Here is a 19,025-nt window from a genome sequence, read left to right as displayed (position 1 = left end):
ACCGCGCCCCCGGCCGGCACCTCGCCGTCTACCGGGCCGGGCCCGGCGCCGCCCGGCCTACCCTGCGGTCCTGATCACGCACAGGCGGCGGGTGGCACGGGTGAGGGCGACGTACAGGTCGCGTTCGCCGGCCCGGCGGGCGGCGGTGATCTGGTCGGGGTCGACGACGAGGACGGCGTCGAACTCCAGGCCGCGCGCCTCGGAGGCGGGGACGAGGCGGACGTGTCCGGGCAGGCCGGCGGCCTCCAGTTCCGGCAGGCGGGCGTCCGCGCAGACCACGGCGAGGAGGTCGCCGGGGTGGGCGGCCGTCTGGGCGCGCAGTTCGGCCAGGACGGCGGCGGCGAGGCCGTGGGCCGGGGCGGTGAGGGTGCGCGGGGGTTCGCCGTGGCGGATGGCGCGGGCGCGGGCCTGGCCGGGGGCGATGCGGGCGAGCAGGTCGGTGGTGGCGGCGAGGATCTCCTGCGTGGTGCGGTAGCTGACGGTCAGGGTGTGCAGGTCGAAGCGGCTCCCGGTGTGCGGGTGGAGGGCCTCGTGCCAGTCGCGGGCCTGGGCGGCGGGGCCGGCCTGGGCGAAGTCGCCGACGACGGTCATCGATCGGGTGGGGCAGCGGCGCAGCACGGCGCGCCACTGCATCGCGGTGAGTTCCTGGGCCTCGTCGACGACGACGTGGCCCCAACTGCGCTGCGGGGGGCCGTCGAGCAGGGCGGCGGCCTCGTCCAGCAGCGGCAGGTCGGCGTCGGTCCACGGGGCGTCGGGGGCGCGCAGCAGGCGGGCGCGCTGGTCGTCGGAGAGGTGGGGCAGGTGGGCGGTGAGGGCGGCGGGGTCGGTGAGCAGGGCGCGGACGGCGTCGTGCGGGGTGAGGGCGGGCCAGTGGGTGTCGAGGACGCGGTCGAGGTGCGGGTCCTCCAGCAGGGCCGCGCGGACGGCCTCGGCGTCGAAGGTGCCGTCGGTACCCACGGTGTCGCCGGTACCCACGGTGCCGTCGATACCCGGGGCGTCGCCGGTACCCGGGGCGTCGTGGGCACGTGAGCCGTCGAGACCGAGCCGGCGCAGATCGGCGGCGGCGACGCGGTCGAGGTTGAGGCCGGTGAGCTGGGCGACCTCGGCGTCGAGCTGGTCGAGGGTGTCGGCGGTGTCGCGTTCGAGGGCGCGGGTGAGGGCGTCGGCCAGCAGGTCCTTGAACAGGTCGCGGGCACGGTTGTGGGCGAGGCCGTCGGCGGTGGCGGCGCGGGCGGCGGCGGCGAGGTCGGACTGCGGCAGGTGCACCTCCTCCTGGCCGACCCGTATGGCCAGGCCGTCCGCCGCCGGGGCCTGGTGGGCGCGGACCACGGCGGCCAGGGCGTCGGCGAGGGCGGGGTCGCCCTTGAGGCGGGCGGTCTGCGGCTCCTCGGGCGCCGCCGGGCCGGGGGTGGCGGGGGCGAGGTCCGCGCAGGTCGCCAGGGCGACGTCGTTCTCGCCGAGCGAGGGCAGCACCTGACAGATGTAGTCCAGGAAGCGGGTGTTGGGGCCCAGGACGAGGACACCGCGTTCGGCGGCGCGCGGGAAGGCGTACAGCACGTAGGCGGCGCGGTGCAGGGCCACCACCGTCTTTCCGGTGCCGGGGCCGCCCTGCACCACCGTCACCCCCCGGTGGCGGGAGCGGACGATCGCGTCCTGCTCGGTCTGGAGGGTGGCGACCGCTGCGCCCATGCGTCCGGTGCGCCGGGCCGACAGGGCCTCCAGCAGCGGGCCGTCGCCGATCACGTCCTCACGGGTGGGGTCGGAGCCGTCCAGCAGTTCGTCGCTGACGGCGGCGACGGTGCGGCCGTCCAGACGCAGGTGGCGCCGGCGCCGCAGGCCCATCGGGTGGACGGGCGTGGCCTCGTAGAAGGGCCTGGCGGCCTCGGCCCGCCAGTCCACCAGCAGCGGCAGTTCGTCCGCCTCGGTGTGCAGGCCCAGGCGCCCGATCCGCAGCGTGGTGCCGTCGGCGGTGTCGAGGCGGCCGAACACCAGCCCGTGGCCGGCGCCTTCCAGGCGGCGCACCTCCCCGGCCCACCGCGCGGCCGCCACGTCCCGCTCGTACACGGCCCCGGCGCCGTCGGCGGGCGCGGCGAGGGTACGGGCCAGTTCGGCGCGCGTCTGCTCCAGGCGCCGGTCGTACTCGGCGCACACGACCCCCACCTGCACGTTTTCCGCCTGCACCTGGCACTCGGCACGGTCATCGCTGTACGGCACGACGGGCCTCCTCTCGGGTTCGGGCCGTCACTATGCGGGGGCGGGCGGGGGAAAGTAAAAGTTGACGAACGTACCGCCGCTGCGCCCTTCGCCCCGCGCTTCCCCAACTCTCGTCCTATGCAATGAATCTGACGAAACATCAGCCAGAGACGTACGAGTGGTCGCCGGGGACGTCGAGGCCGCAGGTCAGCGGCCGGCGGCGGCGCACGACGGAACCGGCACGCCATAGGCCTTCCCTATGGCGTCTGCTGACACTTCGTCTTTGCCTCTCGCTCTTTTCCGGCCGTACCGTGAAACAGCTCGACGAGGCACCCACCACGATTTCCCTGAAGTATTCGCGCTCCCTGAGGAATTCGCACCTGCGCGCCAGGTCGATTCCCATTCCGTCGAGCGGACGAACACCCGGACGAACGCGCGATCGAGAGGACCAAGAAAATGACCACGACCCAAAACGGACCAGGCACGCAGGAACTCGCAGGCAAGCGGGCCCTGGTCACGGGTGGTTCTCGCGGAATCGGAGCAGCCATCGTGCGCCAACTCCTGGACGCGGGCGCCAAGGTACTCACGACCGCCAGGTCGGCGACGGGCACCGTCCCGGAGGGGGCCGCCTTCGTGGCGGCCGACGTGCGAACGCGGGCCGGCGCGGAGGCGCTCGCCACGGCCGCGCAGGAGGTGCTCGGCGGGGTGGACATCCTGGTCCACAACGTGGGCGGGGCGCAGCCGCACCACGGCGCCCTGGCCATCCCCGACGAGGAGTGGCAGAACGCGCTGGACCTGAACTTCCTGGCGTCGGTGCGACTGGACGCGCTGCTGGCACCGGGGATGCGGGAACGGCGTTCGGGGGCGATCGTGCACGTCTCCTCGGCCGCCGTCCCCACCGTGGCACCGCCGTTCCTGCACTACGTGGCCGCGAAGGCGGCGCTGGAGGCCTACAGCCGGGGGCTGGCCGCCGAGCTGGCCCCGCACGGGATCCGGGTCAACACCGTGTCTCCCGGCCGAACCGCCACCCCCGGCGGCGAAGCGACGCGCGAGCAGTGGGCACGCCTGGACGCGGGGCCGGGCCAGGACAGCACGACTCCCCCGCTGGGACGCGACGGCCGACCCGACGACATCGCCCACGCGGTGCTGTTCCTCCTGTCCGGCCGGGCGAGCTGGCTGACGGGGAGCAACCTCGTCGTGGACGGCGGCGAATTCCCCAGGGGCTGACGGCAACGCACAACGGCCCCGGCTGGCGGCCTCGTTCGGCCGGCACGGCTACCTTGATCACATCGGCGGCCGACAGCAGGGCGTCCGATGCCGACCAGGTCGGCGAGCCCGGAAGAATCCAGATCCGAGACACCGAGGAACCAGAGATGCGTACCCTGATCAGCACCGCCTTCATCTCGCTCGACGGCGTTGTGGAAGGCCCGGGCGGGGAGCCCGGCTACCGGAACTCCGGCTGGACCTTCAAGGACATCGAATTCCTTCCCGAGGCCTTCGAGATCAAGGGGCGGGAGCAGCAGGAGGCCACCGCGATGCTGCTGGGGCGGGCCAGCTACGAGGCGTTCAGCCAGGTGTGGCCCGACATGGCGGACTTCGCCGGCTACAAGGTGATGCCGAAGTACGTCGTCTCCACCACCCTCACCGAGGACGACCTGGTGTCGAACTGGGGCGAGACCACGATCCTGCGCTCACTCGACGAGGTTGCCGCGCTGAAGCGGACCGAGGGCGGCCCGATCATCGTGCACGGCAGTGCGACCCTGAACCAGGCCCTCTCCGACGCCGGTCTGGTCGACCGCTACCACCTGCTCGTCTTCCCGCTCCTGCTCGGCGCGGGCAAGCGCCTGTTCAGCACCACGGACAAGGACACCCAGAAGCTGACGCTCGTCGAGCACGAGGTCTACCCCAACGGTCTGCAGAAGCAGGTCTTCGACGTCGTCCGCTGACGTTCCCCGCAGCCCCGGAAAGCCCCCGCGCCAACGACTGCGCGGGGGCTACAGGTCCGCGAGCCAGGGATGCCCCGGGTGTACGCGGGCGAGCAGTTCGGCCAGGGTCCCGCGCTGGGCCGGGGTCATCAGCGGGACGGTCGTGTCGAAGTCCGCCTGGTCCTTCCGGCGGAGGTGCTTGGCCTTGAACAGCAGGACCAGCTCGGGTGCCAGGTACGGGATGCCGCCTGCCGTGCGGCGGATGATGTCGCCGTAGGGAAAGCGGATCCTCTCATCGCGCCGGCAGATCCAGACGTCGCCGTCGTGCGGTTCGCGGAACACATCGAGCAGGTAGTCACCGGTGGCCGGATCGCGCAGCCAGGTCTGATGGGTGGCGGCCAGCACCCCCGGTGCGGCGTCCTCCCAGATCCGGCCGCTGCCCGCCGCGTCGAAGACGTACCCGGGGAAGCGACTGCGGACCTCGGGAAAGCTCGCGGCCGGAATCGCGATCTCGATGTCCCCGTGCGCACGCGCCTGCCCGCCCCGGAAGAGGTCCAGCGCCCATCCCGCGGCCACACACCACGGCGTGCCGACCCCCGCCAACCGCCGCGCGACCTCGTCCGGCCTCCAGCACGACGACCACCTGTCGTCGAGGGCCGCGACCTCGTCGGACGACAGCCCGATCCCACCGCCGGGCAGTTGCTCGCTCACGCGAGGAATCTACCAACAGGCCCGCAGGGCCGTGGCCGAGATCGGTACGCCCGGGCACGCCTCAGGGGACGGCCTCCACGGACTCGCCCGGCGGGTGGTGCAACCGGTGCAGGCCGGCGTAGGCGGAGCTGCGGAGGAGGAGCTCGGTGTGGGTGCCGTGGGCGACGATCCGGCCCTGGTCGAGCAGGACGATCTGGTCGGCGTCGCGGACGGTCAGCAGGTTGTGCGAAATGATGATCGTCGTGCGATCGGCCATGAGCAGGCGCAACGGGCCCATGATCCGCTGGCTCGACTCCGCGTCCAGGGCCGTGGTGGGCTCGTCGAGGATGAGGACGGGGGCGTCCCGGACCATCGCGCGGGCGATCGCGAGGCGCTGACGCTGGCCGCCGGAGAGCAGCCGGCCGCGCTGGCCGACCAGGGTGTCGTAGCCGTCCGGGAGCCGGGTGATGAACTCGTGGGCGTCCGCCGCCCGGGCCGCCGCCAGGATCTCGGCCTCACTCGCCTCGGGGCGCCCGTAGGCGATGTTCTCCCGGACGGTGCCGTGGAAGACCAGGGTCTCCTGGAGCACCACCGCGACGTTCTCGCGCAGGTCGGTGAGGGCGAGGTCGCGCAGGTCGAGGCCGTCGAGCCGCACCGCGCCGTCGTCCGGGTCGTAGAAGCGCAAGAGCAGCTTGGCGACGGTGGACTTGCCCGCGCCGCTGGCGCCGACCAGGGCCAGCGTCTCCCCCGGCGCCACCTCGAAGGACACCTCCGACAGTGCGGGTGCCTCCACGTCCGGGTAACGGAAGGTGACGTCGTCGAACTCGATCCCGCCCCGGGCGCGGCCGAGCGGCCGGGGGGTGGCGGGATCGGTCACCTGTGGACGCTGGTCGAGCAGTTCGATGATCCGCTCGGCGGCGGCGGAGGCCGCGTAGAAGGTGTTGCCGAGCCCGGACATGCTCTGGATCGGGCCGTAGAGCCTGCTCAGCAGGGTGAGGAAGACGATGAGGCCACCGAAGGTGAGCCGGCCGTGCACGAGTTCCCAGGCCCCGAGGCCCATCACCACCAGGCCGCCGAGCAGTTCGACGAAGTCGACCGTCGGCCCGTAGAGCGCTCCGATCCTGGTCGAGGCCATCGCCGCGTGGTACCGGCCGATGCTCTCGCGCTGGAATCGGGCGTGCTCCCAGTCCTGGCGGTTGTACGCCTGGACGAGCGCGATGTTGCCGAGCGACTCCTCGGCGACCGCGCTGATCGAGCCGCTGCGCCGACGGCGTTCGCGCGAGGCCGCCCGGATCAGCTTGGCGAAGCGGCGGGCGGTGAGGAAGAACAGCGGCGCGGCGATTAGCGCGACCAGGGTCAGGTCCCAGCGCAGCACCAGCAGCAGGCCGACGTAGATGCCGAGCCGCGCCACCTGGCCGAGCGCGTTGACGATGCCGGAGAGCAGGAAGGTCTCGACCGCGTCCACGTCGCCGGTCACCCGGGACAGCACGTCGCCGAGCCGCCGGCGCTCGAAGAAGCCCAGCGACAGGCCCTGGATGTGCCGGAACACGTCCGACCGCAGGATGAGCAGGAAGCGTTCGCTGACCCAGGTGGAGATCACCCGGCGGGCGAAGCCCAGTACTCCGGAGAGCAGGGTCAGCCCCGCATAGGCGAGGGCGATCGGCAGGAACAGGTCCAGCCGGTGCGGAATGAGCATGTCGTCGATGACGATCTTGAACAGCCAGATCTCCATCGCCTCGATCGCCGGGCCCACCGCGACCAGGGCCAGCAGCACCACCAGCCACCGGCGGCCGCCCTTGGTGTAGGGCCAGAAGCGCCGGAAGATCGCCATGAGCGGGACCGGCGGTGCCGCGGCGACCACATCGGAGGTCTCGGCGACCGTGAGCAAGCGTCGCAGAGCCGACCGAAGGCTGTGTTTCCTCGTCATCTCACGGTCTTCTCGCTCGTCCCCGAGCCCAGATCACTTCCGGATTGAGAGGAACTCCCGATCAAAGAGGCTCTGCTCCGGGAGTGGAAGGTCTCCACACGCACGGCCGGCGCGGGTCCGCGTGGGGTCGCTCCCGGCCGACACGGCAAAGCCGGGCACACGTGCCCGGCCCGCTCTCACAGGGAAGCGATCCTTACCACCGGCCTCCGTAGCCGCCTCCGTAGCCGCCGCGGTCGCCTCCGTAGCCGCCGTAGCCGCCACGGTCGCCGCCGAAGTCGTCACGGAAGTCGTCGTAGCCGCCGTAGCCGCCACGGTCGTCACCGAAGTCGCCGTAGTCGCCACCGCGACCACCGCCGCCCCAGTCGTCACGGAACCGACCGAAGGACTGGAACTGTCCGAGGAATGACATGAGCAACCTTCTTTCGAAGTCCCCCTCGCTCCATCGTCATCCTCACCTCCGCGATGCACAAGCATCGAGTGCGCTAAATGTGAAAATTTGATAATTTTTCCGGATTGTCCAAATCGGCAGCCGCCTGCTTCGATTTTCTGGTCAAGAATCCCCCAAGAAACCGTGTGTGACGAGCCGCCACCCGATCTGCCGATTTCGGGGTGAACCATTGCTCCCGAGCAATCATTCACCTTGCGTCATAGCCATACAGCCATGCCGGGAGCGACCGGATAGCGCAGCCCCAGGGCAGTAGCGGTACACCGGTGTCGGATAGTCCGCGCCATAGCCTTCGCGCCACCCGAGGTACGCCTCCAATGCGGGTGGTTCATCGGTGGTTCGTCACGGTACTCGGTGAAGGACAGGGCACCACCCCAGCGGCCGAACCCGCCATCGGCGACCTCGAGATAGACCCGGGCGACCTCGAGATAGACCCGTCTGAGCAAAGGCGGCATGAGGTGCCCCACAACCGCTTCGAGCCCGGACACAGCCTCCGGAGGCGCAGGCGAAGGACGCCCTCCGGCATTCTGCTCGATGAGCCGCTTGATGATCTCGTCCTCCGTCACAGGGCCTTCGTATCAGACACCACCGACACTGCGTGCCCTGGCCCGAGCCCGCGGACGGATCGCTGACGGTACGGCGCAGGGCCCTCGAAGCTCGGTGGGCGTCACCGTGACCGTGGCCGCGTCCGAGACCGGCGGCGGCCGCGTCAGCCGCATCTGGGCGTCCGCAACCCGGAGACTCCGCGCGTGGACCGGGAACGAACAGACCTGACCGCACGCCACGGCGGAACGCATCAGCCGACACATCGTCAAATCGCCTTCCCCATGCGAACTTTCGGGCGGCCGAAACCATTCTTCGTCACCACCCGAGTCCGCGACGAGGCCTCCTCCGGGAGCACCGTCGTGGGTTATGGTCGGTCCCATGCTGACGGAGTGGGCCTGGATAGCAGCGAAGCTGGTGACGACTCCCGAGACGAAGATCAAGGTCGTCGACTACGGATACCGTCCGTTCGGAACGTACGCCGAGGCACGTCGCAACCTCCTGGAGCACCTTGAGGACGAGAAGTCCTGCCAGGACTTCAAGGACGCCGCGCGCCTCCTGCGGGCGAACCGGAAAGCGACCAGCGTGGTGTACAGCCCGCTCATCTGGCTGATCCACGATCTCCCCCAGGGAGATGACAGCAAGAGAGCGAGCTACCAACTCATCAAGCGGCTCGAGCCGAGCCTGACCGAGCAACTCCTGCCCGGCCTGGCGACCTCACAGGTCAGCCGGCACGCCCGCCTGGGCGTCGCCCTGCGGGTGCTCAGCGTCGAAGAGGTTTGCGTTCTGATGCGCTGCAAGCCGCAGAAGGCGAGGGCCCATACGGAGATCTGGCTGTCCGGTCGACTCAAGATGCGCACCCAGCACGTTGCCCGCGGCGCGATGTGCCGCAGCCACCGGGACCCCGCCTGCACCGCCTGCCGCGGTGGCACCCAGTGGGAGTGGGCGAAGCCGTTCCTGGCGAGCGACCTCGTACAGCACCTGCTGTCGTACCGCATGAGGTGCTATCTCCCGTACGACGGGACGCCCGTGCCGCCCGGGACGTACGAAGCCGGACTATGAGCGACGCCGTTCGGACGGCCGGGGAGGTCCACGCCTCCCTCCCGCACGCACCGGCGAGGGATGCCGATCCGGTGCCCGCCCCGTGCGAACGACGGGGCGGGCACCGGAGGTCGCGTCAGCTGTTGGTCGTCAGCAGACGGTTGGCCAGGGCGTCGGCGAGGCGGTAGGCCTCGTCGGCCGAGAGGGTGCGGCAGATGGCGTCGGCGAGTTCCTCGACGTCATGCCAGTCGACATCGCCGAGCTCCGCGGACGGCGTGGCCGACGGCTGCTCGGCCGGGGAGGCCTCGGCTCGCTGTTCCGGCATCGGAAGAGGCTCGGAATTTTCCGCGGAAAATCGCTCGGCGCTCGGAGCGGACTCCGTGCTCGAAGCGGACTCCGTGCTCGGAGCGGGCTCGGTGCTCTCCCCCGTGCCGGCACTGGCGGGCTTCGACCGGGTAGCCGAAGCCGACGGTTCCACCGGCGACGGATCCACCGGTGACGGCGTGACGGTGGCCGTGGACGCAGCCGTGGCCGTGGTCGCAGCCATGGACGCGCTCTCCGCAGGCCCACTCGCGGATGCGACGGGCCGCTGCGGCGCGGCCTGAGGAGTCACCCCGTCAGCGGAGGCCTGAACCGCCGCCGCCCGGGCCCCCAGCTTCGCCGCCCGCTTCGCCGCGACGGCGTCGGCGTCGGCCTGGAGCAGCTGCTCCAGCTGCTCCGTCTGCTCGGCCAGGGCCATCGCCTCGATGCCCTTGACCGATCCCAGACGGCGGGCGACGTTGATGGAGATGCCCTCCTCGCCCCGCGCCTTGGCCCGCACCTGCCGCTGCAGCTCGGGGTGGAGCTTCAGCAGGTTCTTGCGGTGCGAGATCCAGCTCTGGGACCAGCCCTCCGACTCGGCGGCCTCCTTGGCGGTGGCGTACTGCGCCACGATGAGCAGGACCGCGTTGGCCTCCTCGATCGGGTCGAAGTCCTTGCGCGCCATGTTCTCGTCGAGCGCCGCGCGCAGCAGGGTCGCCTTGGAGTCCGCCACCGAGTCGTCGACCACGACGAGCAGTTGCTCGCGCCCGTACAGCGCGGCAGCGGCCCGGCGCCGGTTGCCGTTGACGATCACCACGTCCTGCGGGCCCGCACCGAGCAGGCCCTCGTCCTCCGGCCAGAGCCGGAGGTACGCGTCCGGGGTGACGGCGAGGCAGCTCTGCAGCTGGCGGTCCTTGATGCTCGCCAGGTCCGACAGGTCGCCCAGGTCGTCGCGCGGGTTGCGCGGGTTGGGGAGGCAGTTGGCGGTGGGAACCCACCGGGCCGGAGAGTCCGGCCCCGTGGGGACCCACCGGGCCGGAGTCTCCTGGTTGCTGACCACCCCGGGGGCGTCGACGACCGGGTCGGCCGCCATCGAGGCGAAGGAAACACGACGGCCGGCCATCAGCGACCCCCGTACCCGAGTTCGAGGGACAGCCGGAAGAAGTCCTCGCGGGCCCGGTAGGCGGTGCCGCTCTCCTTGTACTGGGTGACGACCGTTCCCTCGGCCACCGCCCGGGAGTGGATCTTGTAACGCCGCAGGACCGTCTTGGCCCGCGGCCACCCCTTCGCGGCGATGTACGCCTCGGTGTCCTCCAGGTCGGCGCGGCCGTCCCGGGGGTCCCAGTTGTTGATGACGACCCGGAAGGGGATGTCCATCGGCTCGATGACCTTCTGGATCGTCCGCGCCGTCGGGTCGAAGCACAACGGCTCGGTGATCATCGGGACCAGGACGTCATCCGCTATCTCCAGAGCACTGCGCAGGATCTCCTCGTCGGCCAGGGTGCCCGGCGTGTCGATGAAGATGTGCTCGTACTCGTCCTTCTCGCCGAGGACGTCGAAGGTGCACGCCGCGAGGTTCACCGTGGTCGTGGTCTTGCCGACGCCGCCCTTCTGGTTGGCGATGACGTGGACCTTGGCACCGGTCTTCTTGAGGTGGAGCAGCTGATCGGCCTGGTCGTGCGCCGCCATGAAATCGAAGGGCAGGTTGTCCCCCACCCGCTCCGCCCAGACGACGGCCGATCCCTGAGGGTCAGTGGACACGACAAGTACAGATGGCTTCATGATGTTCCGTTCTCTCCGTGGGCTTCCCGGGCCGCTTGCCCGGTACTGCGGATGCCCGCCGATCAAAGCCGGTGACGGCGGACTGGAACAGCATTCCAGATGATCAGGCCTGATGCCGACACGACCCGCGTGTCATGAAGCACAATGTCCGTTTCGCCGAGCCCCTGATTTCCGAGGACTTCCCGGATATCCCCGGCGACCCGGCCCCGAATCCCGCCATCGCGAGAGAGCGTGACGCACGGACAGCGGCATCGGGACTGCGCCGCTGCCGGGGACGCATTCGCCTTCACCGGCCGCCCCGAACAGCCGTGCGCCCACGCCCAGCCCGGTGCATTGGAACACCGCGCCGCCGTTTCCTGACAGTTCAACAGATCACCGCAGTTCACTATCCGGCACCGCGGGCCCTGGTCAAGAAACGGCAAAGGGCATCACCGCTCCGCCGCGGTCCGGAAAGAAGCTCCTCCCCCCGCAAGCACGGGGTCGGTCGGAAGAGAGCGGTCAGTGGTCACAGCGGTCAGCATCCGGCGCCTGCCGACGGGCGTTCGAGACGGGCCGGGCATCGATCGTCGAGGCCGTGTACGCGGAGTCGACCTCACCGGTGGGGGTGGTGGGGCCGACGCGTGCCGTGGGGGTGCCCTGGGCGCCCGCCCCGGCCCGGTACCGGGCCAGGAACGCGGTCAGGGCGGTCAGCATCGCCTGCGGGGCCTCCTCGGCCGGGTAGTGGCCGCAGTCGGGGAGGACGAGGCCCTGCACGTCGTCGGCGGCGAGCTCCATCGTCTCGCTGACGGAGGCGCCCAGGTTCTCCGCTCCTCCGATCGCCAGGACGGGCAGGGTCAGCCGTCGAGTCCTGCGCTCCTGGTTCTGGGCGATGGTCGTGTCGAGTGCGCGGTAGAACTCGAAGCCGGCTCGCAGGGCTTCCGGGTCGGCGGCGAGGGTGTCGACGTAGTGCTGGACGGCGTGGTCGGGCAGTGCCTTCGCGGACTTCGTGGCGAACTGGTGGCCGAAGTAGAGGTGTTCGCGTCCGCTGACCAACTGTTCGTTGACGTCGGCGAGGCGGTTGAAGGCGAAGTGCCAGAGGCGGTCGTTGGCCTCCCGGCTGCCGAGGAGAGGCGGCGAGGGCGACAACCCCGGGATCGCGGCCTCGGCGACGGCCAGGCGGTCGAGCCGGTCAGGATGGTCCGCAGCCAGGGCGTAACCGGTCCACATCCCGACGTCGTGGCCGACCAGGGCGAACCGCCGGTGCCCGAGCGCGTCCATCAGCGCCACCAGGTCGCGGGCGAGCGTGCCGGTGTCGTACCCGCCCGGGGGTTTGTCGGACAGTCCGACGCCGCGCGGGTCGACCGCGACGACCCGGAAGTCCTGTGCCAGCGCGGGCATCAGGAGGCGCCAGGCGTACCACGTCTGGGGCCAGCCGGCGACCAGCAGCAGCGCAGGCCCTTCGCCGCCGGTGACGGCGTGCAGGCGCAGTTCGCCGGTGTCGACGTAGCGGCTGGTGAAGGCGTCGGCGAAGCCGGCCGGGAGATTCGGCACCTGGGAGACGGAACCGCGGCCTTCGGGCGTGGGCGGGCGGGTCGGCGACAGACTCATGATCATCCTTCGGGGGCACGGGGTTGACGGGTTCGCCGAGACGGCGGGAACCGCCCGGTCCGGCTGGCGGCTGCCGGCCGGTGGCCAGCGGCTGGCCCCGGCAAGTCTTCGGATCCGGGAACCGCCTTTCTGCACGCTAGCCATCTTGGACTGATCAGTCAAAGATGAACTGACCGATCGGTCCAAGATGCGGGTAGGCTCGTCGCGACGACGTGGGACAGCAGAGAAGCAGGAGAGGTGCACACCGTGTCCGGCCGGAAGCAGTTCGACATCAGCGCGGCACTGGACCAGGCCATGCGGGTGTTCTGGCAGCGCGGGTATGCCGACGCCTCACTCGATGCCCTCGGTTCGGCCACCGGCCTGGGCCGCGGCTCCCTCTACGGCGCCTTCGGCAACAAGGACGCCCTGTTCGGCCAGTGCCTCGACCGCTACGCGTCGATCTACGGCACGCAGTACGAGCAGGCGCTCGCGGCACACCCCGGTGATCCGGTGCGCGCGGTCGAGGCGTTCTTCGGCGTCGTCCTGGGCCGCATCGCCGACCCGTCGGTCCCCTCCGGGTGCCTCATCGCCCAGTCCGCCGCGCAGTCGTCGACGCTCAAGGAGGAGAACGGCGCACAGGTGCGTGGCCTGCTCGACGTACAGCGTCAACGGGTACGCGCGGCCCTGGCGGACTCCTCGGCCGACACCCGGACGCTCGACGAGCTCGCCGTGTTCGTCGTCGCCGTCAACCAGTCGCTGGCCGTACTGAGCCGGGCCGGCACCCCCGACGCCGAGCTGCGCTCCGTGGCCCGGCTCGCCTGCACAACGGTGGCCGACACCCTCGCCCGGGCAGCGCCCGAGGACCTCACCCGCAGCTGACGAGCGCGCAGGACGAATGCGACAGCCTCCCCGCCATCGACATCCCGACGCTACGACGGCCCGGTCACGGACCGGACCCCACGGCAAGCACGGCGTCGAACTGACCGAGCCCTACCGGGCATTGGAGAAGCACCATGCACCCCTGCGCAACGCCTGAGGCCCGGACGAGGCAGGCGGTGTGGGCGGCGTGGGCGGCCCCGGTGCTGGTCAACGTCGCGCTGGGGTTCGCCGCCATGGTCCCGCTGATGTTCACGCTGGTGTTCTTCCTCAACTACCCGCTGGTCTGGCTCGGGCTCGGGCAGCGCGAACCCACCGAGAACGACGGCCCGATGGTGTGGGTGGTGGCCGGCGCCGTCGTCTGGACGGTCTTCGGCCTGCTGTGGTGGCTGGTCAACCTCGGGCTCCGCAGGCTGACCGGCCTACGGGGCCGCCGTTACTGGTGGGTGAGTGCCGGACTGCTCCTGGTGCCCACGCTCGTCTTCTCCCCGTTGCCGGCCGGCCCCTGGACCGTGCTGCGCTGGCTGGCCTGACCGATCCGTCCCCGGCCCCTCCCCCAACCGCACCGGTACCCGTGCCCGTACCCAGGCCCCGTGCCGCAGCCGACGGCCCGTAACACCCGGACGTCCACTGGCAGCCGATAGCGGACACCGTCGATGACAGCGGGCGCGATCTGAACCAGGCCGATGCCCGGCACCAACCCCCGTCCGCGTCGGCCGGATCGAGAGCATCCGAGTCCAGGGCGCGCGGCGCTTCCACTACGACATCGCCGCATGCTCTACCGGCTGCTGTACGCCGCGGGCGCTGCGGCCCGCCTCCCCGCTCGCCGAACAGGTCGACGCGGCCCCGTCGTTGGTCAGCTACCACCTGCGCAAGCTGGCCGAGCACGGCTTCGTCACCGAGGCGAGCGACCGCAGTGCGGGCGGCCGCGAGCGGTGGCGGCAGGCGGCTTCCGAGGAGGGCTGGGGCTTTGGGACTCGGACTTCGCGGGCACGCCCGAGAGGGCCGCCGCAGTCGGCGCGGTCACCCGCGACATCGTCGAGACCCGGACCTCTCAGTACCGCGCGTACCTGGACCAGGGCGCCGCCTGGGGCAAGGTGCGGACGGACTCCGCGTTCAGCTCCGAGTGGGATGATCGACCCGACCCCGGCCGAACTCGCCGAGCTGAACGGCGAACTCGTGACGCTGGGACGACGCTGGCGGAAGCGCGGCAGCGCCGCCAAGGCAACCGGTGACACCGAGGACCGCGAGCACGTTCCGTGCACCTCTACGGCTTCCCCTTCCGCCCCTGACACCGCCATCATGTCGCGCCCGATGCCCCAGACACCCGCAACTGGCCGTCACGGCGGGCCTCGTGCGAGATGTGATGACACACCACATCAGGCCTCTTCAACCAGGTCATGGGCAACACCGAAGACCAGCCTGCCCAGTTCAGGTGTTGCGTCCCCGACGCCCGAACAGGACTCCCGCAAAGGGCTTGCCACTCAACCGAGTTCCGTTCCTTCGATGAGATCTATCAGTCAACTACCTTGACACAAAAGCGAATTGGCGACTTGGCCGGCTCGACGTGGTCGCGGCCGCCGTGGTGCGGCATCGCCTGGGCGACGGCATGGAGCCAGGGTGGCCAGGCTCGGCCAGCCGGCGGAGTAGCCGAGTCGTCTTGGGCAGCCCTCCCGAGGTGGTTGTGCCACAGGCCGGGCCCGGCGTCGATGAAGTGCTCGTCGCCGTCACGGCCGGCGAACGGAGCCCACCGCGCTCCCCACCACGGGGCGTCCCGCTGCTCCGGATCATCGGCGTCCCAGATCCTCATCCGCATGGTGCGGATCTCGACGATCCTTTCCGTGGAGTACAGGGGGCCGAACGGAAGGACAGCAAGGTAGACGTCGTCTCCGTCATGGCACAGCAGCGACTCGCACAGATCAGCGGGGATCTCGAACCCGAGTCGCTCCTCGGTGCGCCCGACGGCTTCGGGCGATGCGGGCGGACGACGCTCGGCCAGGCTGGCCGATGCGTTCTTCGCCGGCCAGACGTCAATGAGGTTCCAGGGCTCGGTCACCGAATCCCAGAGTCTCATGCCACCACGGCGGGCGGGAGTCATCCCCGCGCACCGGGCTCCCCTCCCCGCGAGGCGCCCAGCTCTGGTGAACGACGCTCCGCTACGCCCCAGGCCACGTCCCGCCCTCTCCCCCACATCCGGAACTTCGGGTCGATCACCCGACACGTCACGAAGTCTCGACCGTCGACGTGGCTCACCTCGGCCACCGAATCCGAACCGCCTCTTCTCTTGTTTGTACGAACTAAATACCGAAGGACCCGGCCACCGCAGGAAGGCTACGGGTCGGCGTGCCCAGCACCACGCCATCCGAAAACAGCTCCGTACCGAGATTTGTCTATTACTGGTCTTCTGATGTCTTTTGTGTTCAGACCCTTGAGCGTGAAGTGGCCTGCGACGTGCAAATCGCCTCTGACCGCTGAGGAGTCGGCTCCCGAGGCCTCGAAGAAGCCACTCGCGCTCACACCCACTCCGGGCGGGTGCCGAACATCGCACCCGCCGCTCCTTCCGCCGGAAGCTCGTCCCCGGCTCCGCCACCTCCTGGCCGGCCGGCTCGACCTCAGGCGTACCGCAGCTCGCTGCGGCAGCTTGGCAAGTTGGACCTTCACCCGCCCCCCTTCCCCTCCGGTCCCCTGACTCACCGTCGACCCGGGTTCGTGGCAGCACCGAGGTACCGACCGTCGGCGCCACCGCCAGACTGACCGCGGCTGCGGCCGCCGTCGGAAAGCCCGTCACGAGACATCGCTTCAGCGACTACGCCGATGACGATGACGATGACGGGCGCTACTTCGTCGAGGAGCTGACCTTCGCCGATGCGGATGCGATCCTCGCCATGCTGAGGGCGCTGTGCCCACGGCCAGCTCACGGGGCTGCCTGCCGATGCAGATACGGAGTCTGGAGTACCGGCTCGTGCCTCTGCCACGACCGGGCGAGCCGGCACTGATGCGGGAAGGCGGTACAGAACCTGTGGCTGCACGGCCCGGATTGGGACGACGTCGAGACGAACCTGACCGGACGAGGCGGCGCCCGGGAATCGAACCGACCCACGACCTGGGCCGCAGTCGGATCGAGGACGCCGAGCCGATTTGACCGCGCGCTCGACCTCGTTCCGACGCTTGTACATCTTCATGTCGAAGCCCGCAGGCCGGCCTCCTCGGCTGACTCGTCGCCGACGGTTGGCCCGCTGATCCTTCTCCTCCGGGACGGTGTGCTTGAATCTGGCGCCTTCGCAGGTAACGACAGTTGCGGCGGAAGCCGTACGCCCTTGGCGCCGCCAAGGCAGTCCGAGGTGTGCGCGGACGACCACGCCGGGGCCCTTGACCCCGATGCGTTCGAGGACCGACATCAGCTGTGGCATGCCGCCCCACTAGCCGGGTCCTCTCCGAGGTATGAACCGTACGGTCGAGATCGGGAGGTGACGGTCCTGCCCCGGTGAGCACTTTCGGGGCCATCGGTCCGGTCGGATACGAGCTGCTGGCTCGATCGTGAAGGCAGAGGCGCCGTAAAGCAGGTCAAGCGGCGGACGTAGTGATGGCGAACTCGACGCCGCTGTGGATGTCCAGAGCATCGCTTTGGCCGATGGCGCATCGGATTTTCCGCGGAAAATTCAGAGTCCCTCGACGAAGCCCACGGATCGTCCGTCCCCTGCATCGTCCGTTGCTGGCATCGTCCATTGCCGTTGCCGTGGGCACGATGGATGTCCGTCGAGAACTCTGACCGGCCTCTGCGGAGAAGCTCGGAGAGAGCCAACCCGGACGGCATGGGTCAGTGGTACGGAAGCCCCTTGAATGAGCCGGAACCCGAGTCCGAGCCGTGGCTGTGCAGCGCGTGAGCGTGCGCTTGCCAGTCGGCTGGTCCGGATGCTGATGCTGCTCCCCCATCGAAGCCCTCGCATTTTCTGCGGAAAATTCCTCGACTGAGCGGTAGACAGATCGGGCTCCGCGAGCGCTGAGTCCCGGTTCCCAGCGATCGGCCCCACCCTCGCGACACAGGAATTGCCAGCGGCTTCGACTCCCCTGCGGCCTCCTACGGGGGAGCGCCTATCACGACAAGTGGGGTCCTCTCCCCCGCTGAGGCACGCTGTGAAAGTGATCAAGCCGATCGCCTGATACGTCACAACCCCTGGATGGCTTCGCCCAAGTCGGAACCGTAGGCGGCCCAACAGATGACCGAGCCGTCGAAGTCGAGCTCGCCCATGTACCAGTCGTCGTCCGCTCGTACGAGACACAGGCCGTGGAAGGCCAGGATGACGTCGGGCCGGAGTGAGACGTAGTCCGCGCGGCCGTGCTCCTCGACCACGACCAGTCGTTCGAGGGTGAGCAGGGCGGCTTCAGGATCCCCTGATGCGGAACACACTCGCTCGATCGTCCAGCCGTCCGGCAGTCCATCGTTCACCGCCACATGATCGCAGCGGGGGGCGTTTCGCAGCTACTCGTATGAGGCGGCGATCACCACGGTTGCCTCGTAGCGGACAGCCGACTCGTCGTCCCCCGTCGCCGCCGCACGCGGTGTTGCTTGAGCGCGGTAATCATCCTCGTCGGACCTGGGCGACGTCCGTCGCCGGCGCCGAGCTTCGTTCGGCTACGGATCCGGTAGGTCTCCTCCAGGATGGTGCGACGGATGCCGCGTCTACACAGGTAGCCGCGGTTCGCCCGGGAGCCACAGAGCCTGTCGACGCGGGCCGTGACAGGACGCGTACGCGGTCATCCGCCACCGAGGCGAAGACCAACAGCGGCTTTGCCCCTGCCCGACCGCCGACGAATTTTCTGCGGAAAATCGCCGGGCCGCGTCCCCCGGCCCCGGACACGGTCGTGCTGTCCGGAGCTCACTGCGCGACGACTACCCATCTGCTTATGCCGGGCGCAGGAGCGCCCACCGCACCGGTTCTGGTAGGCGACGCCGATGGACACTGCCACGATGACGAACATTCATCGTGGGCCACACCCATCCAGTTCGAGGTAGACGCGCCATTTCCTCCATGCTGGATCAGCCACCTCAACGGCTCCCCCACATACGGCTGAGCTCCCGTCACAACCGCAGGCCAATGATGCGGCTCCGCTGGCCCGCCCCCCACGGTCCGGCCGGGCAAGCCCTCAAGGTCGTTCGCCAGCCGGCCGGGTGCCACTCCCGTCGGACTGTGGTGGACCACGCTGAGAAATTTTCCGCAGAAAATTCGGCGGACCTCGGGAGGGGTACTGCGGCGGCCCGGGGGACTGCTGGGCTCGCCCCCAGGGTCGTTCGCCAGCCGGTCGAGTGCCGCTCTCTTCGGATCGCGGTGGAGCAGGAAGCCAGGCTGCTGAGCCGAGTCGCGAAATTTTCCGCAGAAAATTCGGGGGCCTCAAGGGAACACCGGGACGGCTCGGGGGATTGATCGGCTCCCCTGGATGACGTCACACGCCGTCCGGACCCACTCCAACGGCGTGCGTTCGCCATGCGGTGCCAGCGGCAGAGCGCGCGAATCCACGAGCCCGATGCCAGCCAGCGCACACAGCTGCACTGCCGACCATCCCCCGGCGAGGCAAGAAGTGGCAGAAGCTGCTGCCCCATAGCTGTCCTGCGCGTGGAGAATTTTCTGCGGAAAATCGCTCAGCCGCGGTCCCTTGGCCGGGACACCATTGTGCCCGTGTCGAACACAGGAGCGCCCACCGCACTGGTTCTGGTAGGCGACGACGGCGGGCGCTGCCA

15 protein-coding genes and 1 pseudogene are annotated in these 19,025 nt (G+C 69.9%); 6 read left to right on the top strand and 10 right to left on the bottom strand.

Translation table 11 applies throughout. The features are described 5' to 3' along the window. Positions 1–57: 57 nt before the first annotated feature. Complete coding sequence (locus tag ACIO9K_RS21080) at positions 58–2,151, bottom strand: HelD family protein (RefSeq protein ID WP_400332194.1); 2,094 nt, start codon at positions 2,149–2,151, stop codon at positions 58–60. Positions 2,152–2,649: 498 nt separating this feature from the next. Here ACIO9K_RS21080 and ACIO9K_RS21075 point away from each other — a divergent pair, with 498 nt between their 5' ends. Together ACIO9K_RS21075 and ACIO9K_RS21070 are read left to right on the top strand one after the other, a co-directional pair. After that, positions 2,650–3,420, top strand: coding sequence for an oxidoreductase (locus ACIO9K_RS21075; RefSeq protein WP_400331860.1), 771 nt, complete (start codon positions 2,650–2,652; stop codon positions 3,418–3,420). Positions 3,421–3,566: 146 nt separating this feature from the next. Beyond that, the gene (locus tag ACIO9K_RS21070) at positions 3,567–4,139 is read left to right on the top strand and encodes a dihydrofolate reductase family protein (RefSeq protein ID WP_400331857.1); all 573 of its coding nucleotides are present in this window, start codon (positions 3,567–3,569) and stop codon (positions 4,137–4,139) included. A 48-nt stretch (positions 4,140–4,187) separates the two neighbouring features. On the opposite strand, the gene ACIO9K_RS21065 is transcribed toward ACIO9K_RS21070, so the two are convergent. The 4 genes from ACIO9K_RS21065 to ACIO9K_RS21050 all read right to left on the bottom strand — a co-directional run bounded on the left by ACIO9K_RS21065 (position 4,188) and on the right by ACIO9K_RS21050 (position 7,746). Continuing rightward, positions 4,188–4,829, bottom strand: a complete 642-nt coding sequence (locus ACIO9K_RS21065) for a nucleotidyltransferase domain-containing protein (protein WP_400331854.1) — start codon at positions 4,827–4,829, stop codon at positions 4,188–4,190. A 61-nt stretch (positions 4,830–4,890) separates the two neighbouring features. Beyond that, on the bottom strand, positions 4,891–6,735 hold the full coding sequence (locus ACIO9K_RS21060) for an ABC transporter ATP-binding protein (protein WP_400331851.1): 1,845 nt from the start codon (positions 6,733–6,735) through the stop codon (positions 4,891–4,893). A gap of 193 nt (positions 6,736–6,928) precedes the next feature. After that, entirely contained in the window at positions 6,929–7,144 is a 216-nt protein-coding gene (locus tag ACIO9K_RS21055) for a hypothetical protein (protein ID WP_363627695.1), read from the bottom strand. A gap of 236 nt (positions 7,145–7,380) precedes the next feature. Beyond that, positions 7,381–7,746, bottom strand: coding sequence for a hypothetical protein (locus ACIO9K_RS21050; protein WP_400331848.1), 366 nt, complete (start codon positions 7,744–7,746; stop codon positions 7,381–7,383). A gap of 358 nt (positions 7,747–8,104) precedes the next feature. Between ACIO9K_RS21050 and ACIO9K_RS21045 the strand changes: the two genes are divergently transcribed. Next, entirely contained in the window at positions 8,105–8,785 is a 681-nt protein-coding gene (locus ACIO9K_RS21045) for a hypothetical protein (RefSeq protein WP_400331845.1), read from the top strand. 115 nt (positions 8,786–8,900) lie between these two features. Here ACIO9K_RS21045 and ACIO9K_RS21040 read toward each other — a convergent pair whose 3' ends face one another. The 3 genes from ACIO9K_RS21040 to ACIO9K_RS21030 form a co-directional block, all read right to left on the bottom strand. Continuing rightward, positions 8,901–10,187: a ParB/RepB/Spo0J family partition protein gene (locus ACIO9K_RS21040; protein WP_400331843.1), complete on the bottom strand. Its 1,287-nt coding sequence runs from the start codon at positions 10,185–10,187 to the stop codon at positions 8,901–8,903. After that, on the bottom strand, positions 10,187–10,825 hold the full coding sequence (locus ACIO9K_RS21035; protein WP_331744983.1) for a ParA family protein: 639 nt from the start codon (positions 10,823–10,825) through the stop codon (positions 10,187–10,189). Before ACIO9K_RS21035 ends, ACIO9K_RS21040 begins: the two co-directional genes overlap by 1 nt. 519 nt (positions 10,826–11,344) lie before the next feature. Beyond that, a complete protein-coding gene (locus ACIO9K_RS21030) occupies positions 11,345–12,433 on the bottom strand; it encodes an alpha/beta fold hydrolase (RefSeq protein ID WP_400331839.1) in 1,089 nt (362 codons plus the stop codon). A 246-nt stretch (positions 12,434–12,679) separates the two neighbouring features. Here ACIO9K_RS21030 and ACIO9K_RS21025 point away from each other — a divergent pair, with 246 nt between their 5' ends. From ACIO9K_RS21025 to ACIO9K_RS21015, 3 genes and pseudogenes are all read left to right on the top strand, one after another. Next, entirely contained in the window at positions 12,680–13,291 is a 612-nt protein-coding gene (locus tag ACIO9K_RS21025; protein ID WP_400332191.1) for a TetR/AcrR family transcriptional regulator, read from the top strand. A gap of 134 nt (positions 13,292–13,425) precedes the next feature. Next, positions 13,426–13,821 (top strand): hypothetical protein, encoded by a 396-nt coding sequence (locus ACIO9K_RS21020; protein ID WP_400331836.1) that lies wholly within the window; start codon positions 13,426–13,428, stop codon positions 13,819–13,821. Between the two features lie 240 nt (positions 13,822–14,061). Then, positions 14,062–14,580 (top strand): annotated as a pseudogene (locus ACIO9K_RS21015) (helix-turn-helix domain-containing protein). Between the two features lie 224 nt (positions 14,581–14,804). On the opposite strand, the gene ACIO9K_RS21010 reads toward ACIO9K_RS21015, so the two are convergent. Both ACIO9K_RS21010 and ACIO9K_RS21005 read right to left on the bottom strand, forming a co-directional pair. Then, positions 14,805–15,344, bottom strand: coding sequence for an SMI1/KNR4 family protein (locus ACIO9K_RS21010; protein WP_400331833.1), 540 nt, complete (start codon positions 15,342–15,344; stop codon positions 14,805–14,807). A gap of 2,109 nt (positions 15,345–17,453) precedes the next feature. Beyond that, positions 17,454–17,735, bottom strand: coding sequence for a hypothetical protein (locus ACIO9K_RS21005; protein WP_363584271.1), 282 nt, complete (start codon positions 17,733–17,735; stop codon positions 17,454–17,456). Between the last annotated feature and the right edge of the window lie 1,290 nt (positions 17,736–19,025).

The organism is Kitasatospora sp. NPDC087271 (assembly GCF_044744605.1).
In the GTDB taxonomy this organism is placed as follows: domain Bacteria; phylum Actinomycetota; class Actinomycetes; order Streptomycetales; family Streptomycetaceae; genus Kitasatospora.
Note: the sequence above shows the minus strand (reverse complement) of the source record. Positions and strands in the feature narration are given on the sequence as shown.

Excerpts from the sequence above, each read along its gene's own strand:
- ACIO9K_RS21075 (WP_400331860.1), top strand. The coding sequence starts at position 2,650 with ATGACCACGACCCAAAACGGACCAGGCACGCAGGAACTCGCAGGCAAG.
- ACIO9K_RS21070 (WP_400331857.1), top strand. The coding sequence starts at position 3,567 with ATGCGTACCCTGATCAGCACCGCCTTCATCTCGCTCGACGGCGTTGTG.
- ACIO9K_RS21060 (WP_400331851.1), bottom strand. The coding sequence starts at position 6,735 with ATGACGAGGAAACACAGCCTTCGGTCGGCTCTGCGACGCTTGCTCACG.
- ACIO9K_RS21055 (WP_363627695.1), bottom strand. The coding sequence starts at position 7,144 with ATGTCATTCCTCGGACAGTTCCAGTCCTTCGGTCGGTTCCGTGACGAC.
- ACIO9K_RS21045 (WP_400331845.1), top strand. The coding sequence starts at position 8,105 with ATGCTGACGGAGTGGGCCTGGATAGCAGCGAAGCTGGTGACGACTCCC.
- ACIO9K_RS21040 (WP_400331843.1), bottom strand. The coding sequence starts at position 10,187 with ATGGCCGGCCGTCGTGTTTCCTTCGCCTCGATGGCGGCCGACCCGGTC.
- ACIO9K_RS21030 (WP_400331839.1), bottom strand. The coding sequence starts at position 12,433 with ATGAGTCTGTCGCCGACCCGCCCGCCCACGCCCGAAGGCCGCGGTTCC.
- ACIO9K_RS21020 (WP_400331836.1), top strand. The coding sequence starts at position 13,426 with ATGCACCCCTGCGCAACGCCTGAGGCCCGGACGAGGCAGGCGGTGTGG.